Raw genomic sequence first — 15,145 nt, 5'->3', positions numbered from 1 at the left:
AGAGAAAATCTCCAAACTTTATAAGTACAAGGTTTTTAACTTTCTGTATTATAGACTGCCATTTTTTGGCTGACCAAATACAGAGTGTAAACTAGGTTGTCAATCTAGTTTACAAAATTTTACTCTCTCTAATCATATTATGTGTTCTTCGCTAATTTTTCCAGGGGTTTTTTAACTGAACTTTATCTTTGTTAAATGAATTTTTAAAATAAAAACGTAAATTAATTTTAGATTTTCAATATTGATGAATCTCTACTTTGCATTGTTCAAGTGAGTCGGCACAAATAAAGCTAACTCGCTAGGGTCGTCAATTGTCATTTGCCATTAGTGAGTGTTTCAGCGATTTTATACTTCTGAACATGTAGAGAGATGCCATGGCACGTCTCCACATTGGTAAGAGGTTAGTAGTTAATGGTTAGTAGTGAGTTGTTGGTAATTTCCAACGCCCACTCCCCACACTCCACCCTTACGGGAAGCCCTCTGGGTAGTTCCCTCCGGGACGCTACGCGAACGCAGTCGCTCATGGGGGATTCGGGGCCCCGAGTCCCCTTTGGGGTTGGGGGAAGAACCCCATAGACGCGCAAGCGGCTTCCCGAAGGGTAGACCGCGCTGTCTCACCGCTTGCGCGTCTACACACTCCTCATACTTCTCACACTCCTCATACTTCTCACACTTCCCACCTCCCCACCTCTCCATCTCAATTCCCGACCTTCTTCAAGCTAGAATTAGACCTAAAGTTAAATTAATTAACGCTAAATGTTTACCATCGATTTAACCGTAAGGAATACTCCCTTTCCCATTTCGGTACAGCGTAAGACAGCTGAAGACGCAGAGGCTGTTTATCAGCTAATTTTGGCAGCAATGTCTTCTGGAAAGCCTGAAATTGTAGAACTCAAGTGTGAAGGTAAAACAGAGAAAAAAATCGCCGTTCGTGCTAGTGAAATCTCCGGAGTGCAGGTAACACAGAAAGACAGTGCAACTACTGCTAGTGGTAGACCACCTGGCTTCTTTGCCCTTACCTCTGAATAAAGAGATGACTTAAGAATGGCGGAACTAGGTATTAAGGTAAAAGACTTAAACTTCAGCTGGCCTTCTGGAGAGAAAGTAATTAAATCTTGCTCTATCGAAGTACCCAAGGGAGAATTTTGGATGCTTTTGGGTACAAATGGCAGTGGAAAATCAACATTGCTGAGACTGCTAGCAGGGTTATTAGCACCCCAATCAGGTGAGATTGGCGTTTTGCATCCGGTGGGCTTTGTTTTCCAAAATCCTGACCATCAATTGGTAATGCCTACTGTTGGTGCTGATGTTGCTTTTGGGCTAGTGGAAGAAAAATTAACACTACATACAATTAGAACCAGGGTTGAGGAAGCATTAGCAGCAGTAAATTTATTAGGACTGCAAAGACGTCCCATCTATGCTTTGAGTGGAGGACAAAAACAGCGAGTAGCGATCGCTGGTGCTTTAGCCCGTCACTGTGCAGTTTTACTACTAGATGAACCCACTGCCTTGCTTGATCCAGATAGTCAACTAGAATTAGTAGCTAGTGTCCGCAAACTGGTCAAAACTCGCGGTATTACAGCTCTATGGGTTACGCATCGCTTAGATGAATTAAATTACTGTGACGGCGCTTTTTTACTAGAAAAAGGTTCCTTGATAGACAAGGGAGAAGCTCAACGCCTCAAACAGCGTCTGATGCAGTTACACACAGATTAGAGATAGGCACAGGGGGTGTAAGGGTGTAAGGATGTAAGAGAAATACAAAGTTTTTCTGAGATTCATATCCTTAAATACCCCTACATCCTTTAATAGAGCGAACTTAAAACCTTAACACCAAGCAAATATTGTTAGAGACTGGGAAATAGGGATAAAGGTTAAAAGACAAAAGTAGAAATTTCTCTTCATTTAGTTGTTAATTTGACTTTTAACTTACTTTAGCTCCTAACCTCTTGTTCCTATGCCCCTATAAAGGCAAATTTTGTGAAGCTATTGCGTTTTTTAACTTTGTAACATAGTGTTACAAGAGATCATTGAATTACTATAAAAGTTATGAATGAATTTTGTTAACTCTAGATAATTGTGATTAAAAACCATGTCCCGTTCCTTACCCCAAGCCGTTTTCTTAGTAGACGGCTACAACATTATAGGCACTTGGTCTTGTCTGAAAAGAACCCGTGACCAAGCCGGACTAGAAGCGGCGCGCTGGGAATTGATAGAAGCTTTGACCGATTACAGCGCCTTTCAAGGCTATGAGACACAAATAGTTTTTGATGCCCAATATCAAAATGCTAGTAGTAACAAAGAAGTTATTACAGAACTTGTATCCGTCTATTATACTGATTTCGGTCAAACAGCAGACACGTATATTGAAAAAGCCTGTGCATCTTTGCGTCCTGCCATAGCTCAATCTTTAATTCCTCGCGTGATTGTTGCCACCTCAGACCGCGCCCAGCAGCTGATGGTGCAGGGGTACGGGGCAGAATGGTTATCAGCACAGCAGTTATGTTACGAAGTGCAAGCCACAGTTTGTCGGGTGCGGCAAAGGTATCAACCACGCAAAAAATCCAATAGTAGATTTTTAGCTAATTCTATTGATGCCAAAGCAAGACAGCGCCTAGCTGAACTGCGAATGGGATTAAAGTAGATTGTTTACACAAATCAAATCCTAACCATTTCTCTGGCCGGGAGTCTGAGTTGATTGAGTGTTGGCAAAAATTTAGATTCAGGTTTGCTATTCAAACACACTCACAAAATTTTTGGAAAAATTTTTCCGAAAGTACTTGCCAATTCCTATAACTTGGTATTAATATTGTTAATCGTGACGTTCCTCAGTAGCTCAGTGGTAGAGCGGTCGGCTGTTAACCGATTGGTCGCAGGTTCGAATCCTGCCTGGGGAGTTAAAGAAGATAAAAGACAAAAGATGAAGGATAAAGACAGAGCTTCACACTTCAACCCTAATCCTTCACCCTTCAAATATTTATGGTCGCTTGACCCAAAAGTAACTTTTCTCAATCATGGTTCCTTTGGTGCTTGTCCGATCGCAGTCTTATCATTTCAGCAACAGTTGCGATCGCAACTCGAACAGGAACCACTGCGATTTTTCACCAGGGAATGGGAACCACTTCTAGATGGAGCTAAAAGCAGATTAGCGGCATTTGTTGGTACTGATGTCGAAGATGTGGTATTTGTCCCCAATGCAACCACTGGCGTCAATTGCGTGTTGCGTTCCCTAATTTTTTATCCCACAGACGAAATACTCACAACTAACCACGAATACAACGCCTGTCGTAATGCACTTGATTTTATCGCCAGTCGCACAGGGGCAAAGGTGGTAGTTGCTCAAATTCCCTTTCCCCTCGATTCACCTCAGCAAGTTGTAGAAGCAGTAATAGAGCGAGTTTCACCCAAAACAAGATTAGCACTACTGGATCATGTCACAAGTCAAACAGGGTTAATCCTTCCTCTACAGGAGTTAGTGCAACAATTACAAGCCAGGGGTGTGGACACACTTGTAGATGGCGCTCATGCGCCAGGAATGATACCCCTAAATTTGCGAGAAATTGGCGCAACCTATTACACAGGAAATTGTCACAAATGGCTGTGTGCGCCCAAGGGAGCAGCCTTTTTATATGTGCGGCGGGATAAACACTCAGAAATTCGTCCCTTGACAATTAGCCACGGTGCAAACTCGCCACGCACTGATAAAAGTCGCTTTCAACTGGAATTTGATTGGATGGGAACAGATGATCCCACTGCATATATGTGCGTACCAGAAGCGATCGCATTTTTGGGTTCACTGTTACCTGGTGGTTGGGATGAATTGAGACAGCACAATCACCAATTAGCATTGCAAGCCAGACAGCTACTTTGTGAAACACTGGAAGTTTTGCCACCTTGTCCGGAAGAAATGATCGGCTCAATGGCTGTTGTACCGATTCCTAGCGTTTTGGAGAACCGCAATTTTTTATCTATACGTGATGAGTTATTTGATCGGTATTCTATTCAGGTACAAATGGTTCCTTGGCAAGAAACACCGAAGTTACTGCTGAGGATTTCCGCACAGATTTACAACACGATAAAAGAGTATGAGTATTTAGGGAAAGCACTCAGAGAATTGATCGCCGAAAGTGGTGGTTAACCTCTTTAGCATTCCTTTGTGTCTTAGTGTCTTCGTGGTTGAATAAAGATACCTCGAAACTGCGATCGCCTTCTTCCGATGCCAATAAGTCCCGAATTAACCTGGCGGCTGCTTTTTGCAACAATTGACCTGCTATTTGTTGTCCCAAACGCTGTACGCCTGGGTTGAGCACAATTTGTACAACTTGGGGTACCAGCTGGGTTGGATCAAAACCACGGGTTTCCCGGAGAATATTTAATATGCGTTTGATATGCTCCAAAGTTTGTTGTTGTTCGTCGGTGGCGGCGGGAGTTTCGTTAATGGCTGTGACGCCGACTCTTTCCCGAAGTAGGTAGGTAAAGTTATGCAGAACATTTTTACTCAAGGCTTCTGCACTTTTAATTAATTCATCTATCAGGCGATCGCGAATAAATGAACCACGTTCGGAAGACAGAAAATCCACTCCCTGGTTCAACACCAAGTTAAAATCATAGTCTTGGTTGTTACGGGCATTGCGTAACAAGTTTTCCAAACGGTTCCAACGAAAACGATTTTCTTTAAATAGTAAGTCTCGTAGGGATGCTCGTAATTCTGGTGAAGGATCGGTTAACAGGCGTTTGGCAACATAAGGATATGCTTCACTCAACACCTTAAAGTTAGGATCGATATGAATCGCGATCCCTTCCAGTGTCACTAAAGAACGAATGATTAAAGCGTAGTAGGGCGGAACACGGAACGGATATTCATACATCAAAGCTGAGAGTTCGTCAGTGATGCTTTTGATGTTTAATTCTGCAACACTAGCACCTTGAGCATCAGCAAAGACTCTGGCAAATGCGGGAATAATTGGTGTTAAATCTGTATCCGGTGAGAGAAAATCTAGCTTCACGTAGTCGTTGGCTAAAGCTTCAAAATCGCGATTAACGACGTGGACAATCGCTTCAATTAAGCCGTAACGCTGGGGTAGCTTAATTTCACTCATCATCCCAAAGTCGAGATATGCCAATTTGCCATCGCGGGTAGCAAGCAAATTACCAGGATGGGGATCGGCGTGGAAAAATCCGTGTTCCAACAACTGTCGTAATGAACACTGTACTCCTACCTCTATTAAATAGCGGGCGTCTATACCTTCGGCTTTGATCTCTTCTGTATTAGTTAATTTCGTACCTTCAATCCATTCCATCGTCAAAACCCGACGATTGGTATACTCCCAGTAAATTTTCGGTACGTAAACGTCCTTAAGATGACCGTATAATTGATAAAAGCGTTCGGCGTTCTCTCCTTCGTGAATATAATCCATCTCTTCAAAGATGCGATCGCCCAATTCATCGAGGATACCCACCAAGTCACTACGGATGCGTTTAAAGTTTTTCTGCACCCATCCTGCTAGTCGGCGCAGGATATATAAGTCAATAGTAATGCGTTCTCGGAGGTCAGGACGTTGGACTTTAACGGCAACTTCTTCGCCAGTACTCAGCTTACCTTTATAAACCTGCCCCAAGGAAGCAGCAGCGATTGGTTCTGACGAAAGTTCAGTATAAATTTCTTCAGGAGGTGCGCCTAGTTCTTCTTGGATAAACTGGTAGGCTATTTCATTCGGAAAAGGTGGTAATTTGTCTTGTAACTGCGTCAGTTCTTCTAGATACGTGGGAGGAACCAAATCTGGTCGAGTAGATAAAGCTTGTCCAATTTTAATGTAAGCAGGCCCCAGCCTGGTCAGGATTTGTCGCAATTGAATTGCCCGGCGACGGTCATTTTTGACTACAATTCCCCGTTTACTATCCCACCATATACCCAAAGCAAATCTGATTGCTGGCGTTAAAACTGTGATGATGCGTCGTAAAACCTTGAGGGGGCGGCTGCTGTAATATGTGGCTATGTTCTCAGGGTTGTATCGTAAAGCCTCAGATTCGCTTGTTGAAATCACCAGCGCTGCGTTGGGTTTTTTAATTTCTTCTGCTGGTAAACTCACAATGGACATTTTTGTACCATTTTCTGGAACTACTTCATGATCTATTTGGGAAGTAGGGGAAACAGTATTTTCATTCATGAGCTTACCACCGCATCGGAGTTAACTTGTTAAGTATTGTAACAATTTGTAGGAAGGTTGGGTATTGGGAACTGGAGACAAGGAAAAAGTTAAAATTAAGAACTTGTGATTTTTTGCCCAATCCCCGAGTCCTGATCGCCGATTTCCAATTCTCTGCCCTATTAAGAAAGTCTATTGCTTGGGCCAAGATCCAAAAATCCAACTACACTAGTTTTGGTATCCCTAAAAAGGGCTTGCTTAATACATTTAGTTTGTCAGTATTGCAGGGTGCAAAAACACAATTTTTAGTATCTTCTAAGTCAAATCTATCAGGCTTCTACCCTGACGCAGAATTTAAGCAATAAATTCTGGATGGGAAAAGCCAGCAAATTTATTCGACAATCATGCCACGTGCTAAACAGGAGATCCTTAAGGGCGCAGTGGCTCTAAAATCCAAAACTCGGATGACTCAATGTTATCTCTTTTGCGAATAGAAAATTTTGCCCTAATTGACCAATTAGAATTAGAGTTTGGCCCTGGACTAAATGTGTTGACAGGTGAAACCGGCGCTGGAAAGTCAATTATCTTGGATGCGATTGATGCGGTATTAGGTGGAAAAGTTTCTAGTCGCGTGATTCGCACTGGTACAAATCGGGCAATGGTAGAAGCAACTTTTACTTCTAATTCTGCTTTAGCAGCCTGGTTAACCGAACAAGAAATAGACTTAATTGAAGATAACTCTATATTTATAAGTCGAGAAATTACAGCTACTTCCGGGAAAGTACGGAGTCGCTCGCGAGTGAATGGAGTGTTGGTAAATCAGCAATTCATATCAGAACTACGCGATCGCCTCGTAGAAATCACTGCCCAAGGTCAAACAGTTTTAGTCGGGCAATCTGCCCAAATTCGCGACTGGTTGGATGCATACGGTGGCGACTCTGTTTTGCAGCAACGCCAAGAAGTCGCTCACGCCTTTAACGCCTACCAACAAGCGCAGCAAGCCTTAGAAAAACGCCGGACATCAGAACGGGAACGCCTGCAACAACTGGACTTATTAACCTACCAAGTCAAGGAACTAGGAGAAGTCAACCTCGGTGAACCCGATGAACTAGAGCAACTCCAACAAGAACGGCAACGCCTGAATCATGTAGTCGAACTCCAACAGATGAGTTACAAAGTATACCAAGCTTTGTACCAAAACGATGGCGAAGCGCCAACCGCCACAGATTTACTGGCAGACAGCGAAACGGTCTTAAGTGACATGGTAGAATACGACTCCCAAATGCAAACGCTGTTGGATATGGTGAGGGATGCTCAAGCAACAGTGGTAGAGGTAGCCAGGCAAATTAATGCCTACGGGGAAAGCTTGGAAGCAGATCCCCAGCGTTTGGAAGAAGTAGAAGAAAGAATTCGGGAATTAAAGCAAATCTGTCGGAAGTATGGGCCGACACTCGCAGAAGCGATCGCTTATTACCAGCGCATCCAAGCCGAGTTAGCCGAACTCAACGACAGTGAGCAATCAATAGAAAGTTTAGAAATACAACAAGCTGAGTGTTTAGCAAAGCTGACACAAGCTTGCCAAAAGTTAACACAATTACGTCGTACCGCCGCAGCCAAATTAGAAGCCAAACTGATCAGGGAACTCAAACCTTTGGCGATGGAAAAGGTACAGTTTCAAGTGGAAATTGCCCTTGTCCCCCCAACTATTGTTGGCGCAGACAAAATTACATTCATGTTCAGCCCCAACCCTGGAGAACCACTACAACCTCTATCAGAAATTGCCTCTGGTGGGGAAATGAGTAGATTTTTGCTGGCGCTGAAAGCTTGTTTTTCCCAAGCAGAGACGACAGGAACAATGGTATTTGACGAAATTGATGTCGGTGTTTCTGGGAGAGTAGCACAGGCGATCGCGGAAAAATTACATCAATTAAGTCAATTTCACCAAGTATTATGTGTGACACACCAACCTTTAGTTGCAGCGATGGCAGATCGGCATTTCCGCGTAGATAAACAGGTGATCAATCAAATCAAAGGTAAGAAAGAACACAATGGCTCTAGTGAAGAGCGTACTGTTGTACGGATTACTACCTTGGATAACTTAACCAAACGTCGGGAAGAACTGGCTCAACTAGCAGGTGGTAAATCAGCCCAAGAAGCGATCGCTTTTGCAGAATCTTTGCTAACACAGGCTGCAAATCATCGCCAACAAAAACACTAAATAGTTGCTCAGCAAACAATACAACTCCTCCAGTTCCATTAACTTTACGATATAAAGCTTGGACATTGGGCATGGGAAAATTATCAGTTTTTTAATTACCAATTAGATTACCCATTACCCTAACGAGCGATCGCCTTTACAAAATTTATGTTGACACAAGCTCCTAATTACCGTAGAAAAGGAGTAGGTACACAGGGTTTAGAAACAGCTTTGTAAACTAACCCCTGTCAGAAGCATCTGAAGAATTCCGGATAGATTCTATGAAAACCAGAAGAGACAGTAAGTTAACTGCTTGTTCTCATATGTTTATGTTAATTCACGAATATAAATGGTTACTTAAGATACCTATAAAAAAATCACATACAAAATTGAGCAATTAGCTTCCCATTTTTTCCGCAATTGCCCTAAGGACAACTGAATACACATTGTGTACGGTTTAACTAGGCAATTCAGTAATCGGCATCTTTTAAAATGCCTGCTTTCTACTGCTACGAAGTTTAATCTTATAGTATTGTCTTGCTCCTATGACTCCAAAACACACCAAGCTCAAATTCCCTCTGTTGCAATATCTCAATCAGCCTTTGTTTAGTTCTCATACCAAATTGGTATTGAATCCTCGACGCTTCGCTCATCTCTACAGAATAGAACTTCTCAAAAAATGCTGGCATAGGGAATGTGACGCTAAGGGGCCTTTTTCAAGTTAGGAAGTAGGGGGTCGGGAATCAGGAGGACAAGAAAGACCTGCGATCGCTAAATCAAGGCAATGATAATTTGCAATGTCAGCGGAATTTTCTGCCACCAACAATGGCCTTTTTTCTGGCTGTTCGATGCTGTCTATTTCACTCATTGCTTCAGGAATAGGCTGGTGATGTCACCATAAACACAACACTTTGCCAAGAAAATTTTTCCAAAAAATACAAATCTTAATGTTGGCAAACTAAGCTATCCTAAGATACCGTAACTTTTGATAGTGATTCGGGGATGAGGGATTGGGGACAAGGAACACAAAGAAGAATTTCTCCCTGATCTCCCCATCCCCCCTTCCCCATTCCCCCTTAAATAAACACATATGTCCTTCGTTCCTTTGCACATTCATAGTGACTACAGTCTGTTAGATGGTGCTAGTCAACTACCAGATTTGGTGGATCGTGCCATCGAACTAGGTATTAAAGCGATCGCTCTGACGGATCATGGTGTCATGTATGGTGCGATCGAACTCATAAAAATTTGTCGCAACAAAAATATTAAGCCAATTATTGGCAATGAAATGTATATTATCAACGGCGATATTACTAAACAAGAACGCCGTCCCCGTTATCATCAAATTGTTTTAGCAAAAAATACCAAAGGTTATAAAAATTTAGTTAAATTAACATCAATTTCTCATCTCCAAGGTGTACAAGGCAAAGGCATTTTTTCTCGTCCTTGTATTAGCAAAGAATTACTCAAAAAATATCATGAAGATTTAATAGTTACCAGTGCCTGTTTGGGTGGAGAAATACCCCAAGCAATTCTAGCTGGAAAATTAGATGCAGCCCGCCGAGTTGCTCAATGGTATAAAGATGTATTTGCTGGAGATTATTATCTAGAAATTCAAGACCACGGTTCCCAAGAAGACCGGATTGTCAATGTGGAAATTGTCAAAATTGCGCGGGAATTAGACATAAAAATTGTCGCTACCAATGATTCCCATTATATTTCTTGTTATGACGTCGAAGCACACGATGCCTTATTGTGTATTCAAACTGGGAAATTAATTACTGAAGATAACCGGATGCGTTACAGCGGTACAGAGTATTTAAAATCCGCTGAAGAGATGAAGCAGCTATTTCGTGACCATTTGCCAGATGATGTCATTGAAGAAGCGATCGCTAATACTGTAGAAGTAGCAGATAAAATCGAACCATACAATATTTTGGGCGAGCCTCGGATTCCCAATTATCCGATTCCATCTGGGCATACTGCTGATACTTATGTAGAAGAAATTGCCTGGCAAGGACTCCTACAAAAACTAAATCGCAAATCCCGCAACGAAATAGATCAAGTTTACAAAGAAAGGCTGGAATATGAATTAAAAATGATTCAGCAAATGGGTTTTTCCAGCTATTTTTTAGTTGTGTGGGACTACATCAAATTTGCTCGAGATAATGATATCCCGGTTGGTCCCGGTCGTGGATCTGCTGCCGGTTCTTTGGTAGCCTACACAATGGGAATTACCAATATAGATCCTGTGCATCATGGCTTACTCTTTGAAAGATTTCTCAATCCAGAACGGAAATCCATGCCAGATATTGATACGGATTTCTGTATTGCTCAACGGGATAAAGTCATAGAATATGTAACACAAAAATACGGCACAGAAAGAGTTGCCCAAATTATCACTTTTAACCGTCTGACTTCCAAAGCAGTCTTAAAAGATGTCGCCAGAGTGTTAAATATTCCTTACGCAGAAGCAGACAAAATGGCAAAATTGATTCCCGTTTCCCGAGGAAAACCAGCCAAGTTAAAGGTGATGATTTCTGATGACACTCCTGAACCAGAATTTAAAGCTAGATACGAAAACGATCCGAGAGTCCGCCATTGGGTAGATATGGCAATCCGGATTGAGGGAACTAACAAAACTTTTGGTGTTCACGCAGCAGGTGTAGTCATTTCTGCTGATCCATTAGATGAAATTGTTCCACTCCAAAAAAATAACGATGGTTCTGTCATTACCCAGTATTTCATGGAAGATTTAGAATCACTGGGTTTGTTAAAAATGGATTTTCTCGGCTTAAAGAATCTAAGCATGATTCAGAAAACCATCGAATTAATTGAAAATAATCATGGATTTAAGATTGACCCTTATGTAATTACCGCCCAGGAAAGAAAAGCCCAGAAAATATTAGCCAAAGGTGGAGAAGGCGCAAAACTGCCTCCAGATGTGAAGAAGACCTACGAATTATTAGAAGCAGGTGAATTAGAGGGTGTATTTCAGTTAGAATCTTCTGGAATGCGTCAGATAGTACGTGATTTGAAACCTTCTAATATAGAAGATATTTCTTCGATTCTGGCACTATATCGACCAGGACCATTAGATGCAGGGTTGATTCCAAAATTTATTAACCGCAAACATGGTCGTGAAAACATAGATTATGAACACACAATTTTAGAACCAATTTTAGATGAAACCTATGGAATTATGGTTTATCAAGAGCAAATTATGAAAATTGCTCAAGATATGGCTGGATATTCCTTAGGTCAAGCTGATTTGCTGCGCCGGGCAATGGGTAAAAAGAAAGTTTCAGAAATGCAGAAACAGCGAGAAAAATTTATTGATGGTGCAGCAAAAAATGGTGTCAAACAACAAATTGCAGAAGAATTATTCGAGCAGATGTTAAAATTTGCCGAATATTGCTTGAGTTATGAAACTGAAATTTTGACTGTAGAATATGGATTTTTGCCCATTGGGGAAATTGTAGAAAAAAGAATTGAGTGTAGTGTTTATACTGTTGATAATAATGGTTATGTTTGTACACAACCTATTGCTCAGTGGCATAATCGCGGTTACCAAGAAGTGTTTGAATACGGTTTAGAAGATGGTTCAGTAATCCGGGCAACAAAAGACCATAAATTTATGACTATTGATAGGCAAATGTTACCGATTGATGAAATATTCGCTAGGGGATTAGATTTGCTACAAGTGACAGGATTGCCAGAATGAAGCGATCGGGGATCAGGGATTAACTTAGCAGCAAAATTATAATTCATCTGTTTGCATCTGTAGTCGTTTTTTCATCCCCCCATTGTGGGGGCGATCGCACGAAGTTTTCCCCTTCCTAAAATATGTTGCAACCTAGATTGGGTGATGCGTGGTGGGTTGTACACTAGCCACTAGATAAAATTCCTGGGTTTAAAAATGTCAACTACTTCTATTCCCTCACTACGCGAACAACAACATCCCCTCATTCGTCAACTGGCTGATAGCATTGAAGCAGCTTGGCATAAACACCTAGACCTTTCGCCCTACAATTTGCCTGGGGAATTGGGATATGTAGAAGGTAGACTAGAGGGCGAAAAATTGATCATTGAAAATCGCTGTTATCAAACGCCTCAATTCCGCAAAATGCATCTAGAATTGGCAAAAGTGGGAAACATGCTGGATATTCTGCACTGCGTAATGTTTCCTCGACCGGAATATGACTTACCAATGTTTGGTTGTGACTTGGTTGGTGGTAGGGGTCAAATTAGTGCAGCGATCGCTGATCTTTCACCTGTTAACTCTGACCACTCTTTGAGTGAATCTTATACCTCTGCATTATTGGCGCTACCAGTAGCGGATTTTTCCCAACCCCGTGAATTACCAGAGTGGGGAGATATTTTTTCTGAGTTTTGTTTATTTGTACGTCCGAGTTCTACGGAAGAAGAAACAATGTTTCTCAAACGTGTGGAGGCTTTTTTAGATATTCACTGTCAAAATGCGATCGCCTCTAACCCAATTTCACCCGACAAAGTAACGCAAATTATTGCTGGACAACATAACTATTGCACCAAACAACAACAAAATGACAAAACCCGTCGTGTACTTGAAAAAGCTTTTGGTTCAGAATGGGCAGATAATTATATGAGTACTGTTTTATTTGACCTGCCAAATTAATTATTTCTTTGTTGGTAGTTGGTAGCTGGTTGTTGGTAATTGATATTTTCCAATTACTAATTATCCATTACCAATTATCTAACATCTGTTAGTTTTGTTACGTTTCACCAAAACTTATTAATGTAGAATTAATTCAAAGAAAGTAAAATTGGAGTAAAATAACTGTAATCACGCCTTGAAAATCTACTCCATCTCTTCAAATAACCAGGTGTATCTAGTAGTAACAATTTTAGATTTTGAGTTTCGCTAATTATTGCTCTAACTGTCAATTAAATTAGTGGTTTGTGATTGATAGTTAGTGTCAGGTTATTAATACCTATTCTAAGTAGGTCGGTGTTGAAAATTGTCATTATGACAAGGCAGGAGGCAGAGGGCAGCTATGCTGAAGGGAAGAGCTTTTTGGGCAACTTTACTTTCCGTTACATAGTTCGGTTTTTTTGCACCGTTCTACTTAAAGAAAAAAAACAGACTATTACCTGAGTGAAAGATGTAAGGAGCATCCTTTAATTTAACTCAAGATAAATCGTCACAATGCTTTGTCTCTAGAAGCGATATTGTGAAAAATTTCGCTGTTCAATAGACCTCTTGCACGAATATTTTTTACCCCGTCATAATCCTCCCCGTCAACGAGGAGGGAAAAACTTCTCTTAGTAAACATAAGTATTGAGGGGGTTTTTAGAGTTGCTTGGAAAAATAAAAATATATAAAGAACAGCTTTAAATTTCTATGATTTACTGGTGATATTTTGCTGTTTTCAAAAATCTATTTCTAATTCATAAGACTATGCTTATTTCGCTACTTTTTACTTCCTTTAGTATTAGCAGAATTTAAATAGAAGGGTAATATACTATGACGCGGATGACAGAGGAATCAGCATTTAGAAAACAACCTCAGCTTTGGTGGGCGATCGCGATCGCTCTACCAGTCACAGTTGCGGCTGGGTTGCTGACGATGGCCAAAATGGATCAGTTGAAACAGACGGAACCTGTAGCCAGCGCACCAATAGTCACTACTGTTCATGCTGTGGGACGCATAGAACCGCGAGGAGATGTAGTAAAACTTTCTGCTCCCACAGGAATACAGGGGACTTCGCGAGTTGAACAACTTTTTGTCAAAGAAGGAGAACGTGTTAGAAAAGGTCAAGTAATCGCTATTTTGGATAGCTTTAGCAATAACAAAGCTGTATTGGAAGAAGCCAGAGCTAGAGTCCAAGAAGCCCGTGCTAATTTGGAACAAATTCGAGCAACTTTACCAAAAGACATTGAAGCTCAAAGAGCAGTGATAGCTCGCTTAAACGCTCAGTTGCGTGGTGAAAGCATCGCTCAACGAGCCTTGATCAACCGTATAGAAGCGGAATTAAGGGGACAAAGGGATGTCTATGGAGCAAGTATAGCCCGTATTCAAGCTCAACAACGTAATGCTCAAGTTGATGCTCAACGTTATGAGATGTTATACAGAGAAGGCGCAATTTCTCAGCAAGAACGTGACAACAGGCGCTTGAGTGCAGTCACAGCTACTGAACAATTAGCTGAAATCCAAGCCACACGTAGACAAACCATTGCAACTTTACAACAACAAATTGCAGAAGCGAAAGTAAACCGAGACAAAACTATAGCTATTTTGCAACAGCAAATTGATGAAGAAAGAGCTAAATTGCAAAGACTTTTAGATACTCGTCCTACTAATTTGCAAATAGTACAAGCTCAATATGTAAATGCGATCGCTAATCTCAGAAAAGCAGAAGCACAACTACGCTTAAGCTATGTTGAAGCACCGCTAGCCGGAGAAATTTTAAAAGTTCATACTCAGGCTGGGGAAACAGTGGGCGTAGATGGTATTGCTGAGATCGGCAAAACTGATCAGATGGTGGTTGTTGCTGAAGTTTCTGAAGACACAATCGGTAGAGTTCGTCTTGGTCAAGAAGCAACAATTAGTAGTGAAAATGGAGCTTTTAGTGGGGAATTAAAAGGAACAGTTACTGAGATTGGTAGAAAAGTTGGTAAGAAAGATGTACTCAATACAGATCCCGCCGCAGATGTAGATGCAAGAGTTGTGGAAGTCAAAATAGCTTTATCTGCTGAAGATAGCGCTAAAGTGGCAGGTTTAACTTATGCCAAGGTAGTTGTGGGCATTAATCTTTAAAAT

Annotated in this window: 10 protein-coding genes and 1 tRNA gene; 9 read left to right on the top strand and 2 right to left on the bottom strand. The window is 41.3% G+C overall.

All coding sequences use genetic code 11. The annotated features are described in order from the left end of the window. Nucleotides 1-756: 756 nt before the first annotated feature. The 5 genes from UYK_RS0112330 to UYK_RS0112310 all read left to right on the top strand — a co-directional run bounded on the left by UYK_RS0112330 (nucleotide 757) and on the right by UYK_RS0112310 (nucleotide 4,138). Complete coding sequence (locus tag UYK_RS0112330; RefSeq protein WP_009458957.1) at nucleotides 757-1,029, top strand: UPF0367 protein family; 273 nt, start codon at nucleotides 757-759, stop codon at nucleotides 1,027-1,029. 15 nt (nucleotides 1,030-1,044) lie between these two features. After that, nucleotides 1,045-1,716, top strand: a complete 672-nt coding sequence (locus tag UYK_RS0112325) for an ABC transporter ATP-binding protein (protein ID WP_009458958.1) — start codon at nucleotides 1,045-1,047, stop codon at nucleotides 1,714-1,716. Nucleotides 1,717-2,092: 376 nt separating this feature from the next. Then, nucleotides 2,093-2,644 (top strand): NYN domain-containing protein, encoded by a 552-nt coding sequence (locus UYK_RS0112320; protein ID WP_009458959.1) that lies wholly within the window; start codon nucleotides 2,093-2,095, stop codon nucleotides 2,642-2,644. 181 nt (nucleotides 2,645-2,825) lie between these two features. Continuing rightward, nucleotides 2,826-2,897 (top strand) — tRNA-Asn (locus UYK_RS0112315). A gap of 23 nt (nucleotides 2,898-2,920) precedes the next feature. After that, the gene (locus UYK_RS0112310; RefSeq protein WP_009458960.1) at nucleotides 2,921-4,138 is read left to right on the top strand and encodes an aminotransferase class V-fold PLP-dependent enzyme; all 1,218 of its coding nucleotides are present in this window, start codon (nucleotides 2,921-2,923) and stop codon (nucleotides 4,136-4,138) included. Here the strand turns inward: UYK_RS0112310 and UYK_RS0112305 are convergent. Continuing rightward, entirely contained in the window at nucleotides 4,107-6,167 is a 2,061-nt protein-coding gene (locus tag UYK_RS0112305) for an ABC1 kinase family protein (protein WP_009458961.1), read from the bottom strand. The genes UYK_RS0112310 and UYK_RS0112305 overlap by 32 nt on opposite strands. A 451-nt stretch (nucleotides 6,168-6,618) precedes the next feature. On the opposite strand from UYK_RS0112305, the gene recN reads away from it, so the two are divergent. Then, nucleotides 6,619-8,364, top strand: a complete 1,746-nt coding sequence (gene recN / locus UYK_RS0112295; RefSeq protein ID WP_009458962.1) for a DNA repair protein RecN — start codon at nucleotides 6,619-6,621, stop codon at nucleotides 8,362-8,364. Between the two features lie 700 nt (nucleotides 8,365-9,064). Here the strand turns inward: recN and UYK_RS26545 are convergent. After that, the gene (locus UYK_RS26545) at nucleotides 9,065-9,211 is read right to left on the bottom strand and encodes a hypothetical protein (RefSeq protein ID WP_162138641.1); all 147 of its coding nucleotides are present in this window, start codon (nucleotides 9,209-9,211) and stop codon (nucleotides 9,065-9,067) included. A gap of 222 nt (nucleotides 9,212-9,433) precedes the next feature. Here UYK_RS26545 and UYK_RS0112285 point away from each other — a divergent pair, with 222 nt between their 5' ends. The 3 genes from UYK_RS0112285 to UYK_RS0112275 all read left to right on the top strand — a co-directional run bounded on the left by UYK_RS0112285 (nucleotide 9,434) and on the right by UYK_RS0112275 (nucleotide 15,142). After that, on the top strand, nucleotides 9,434-12,067 hold the full coding sequence (locus UYK_RS0112285) for a trans-splicing intein-formed DNA polymerase III subunit alpha N-terminal partner DnaE-N (protein ID WP_009458963.1): 2,634 nt from the start codon (nucleotides 9,434-9,436) through the stop codon (nucleotides 12,065-12,067). 195 nt (nucleotides 12,068-12,262) lie between these two features. Then, entirely contained in the window at nucleotides 12,263-13,000 is a 738-nt protein-coding gene (locus UYK_RS0112280; RefSeq protein ID WP_009458964.1) for a phycocyanobilin:ferredoxin oxidoreductase, read from the top strand. An 849-nt stretch (nucleotides 13,001-13,849) separates the two neighbouring features. Next, a complete protein-coding gene (locus tag UYK_RS0112275) occupies nucleotides 13,850-15,142 on the top strand; it encodes an HlyD family efflux transporter periplasmic adaptor subunit (RefSeq protein WP_026086448.1) in 1,293 nt (430 codons plus the stop codon). The last annotated feature ends 3 nt before the right edge of the window (nucleotides 15,143-15,145 follow it).

Origin of the sequence: Fischerella thermalis PCC 7521, from assembly GCF_000317225.1 — a bacterium.
Lineage (GTDB): Bacteria > Cyanobacteriota > Cyanobacteriia > Cyanobacteriales > Nostocaceae > Fischerella > Fischerella thermalis.
The sequence above is the reverse complement of the archived record's forward strand: the minus strand, read 5'-3'. Positions and strand labels throughout refer to the sequence as shown.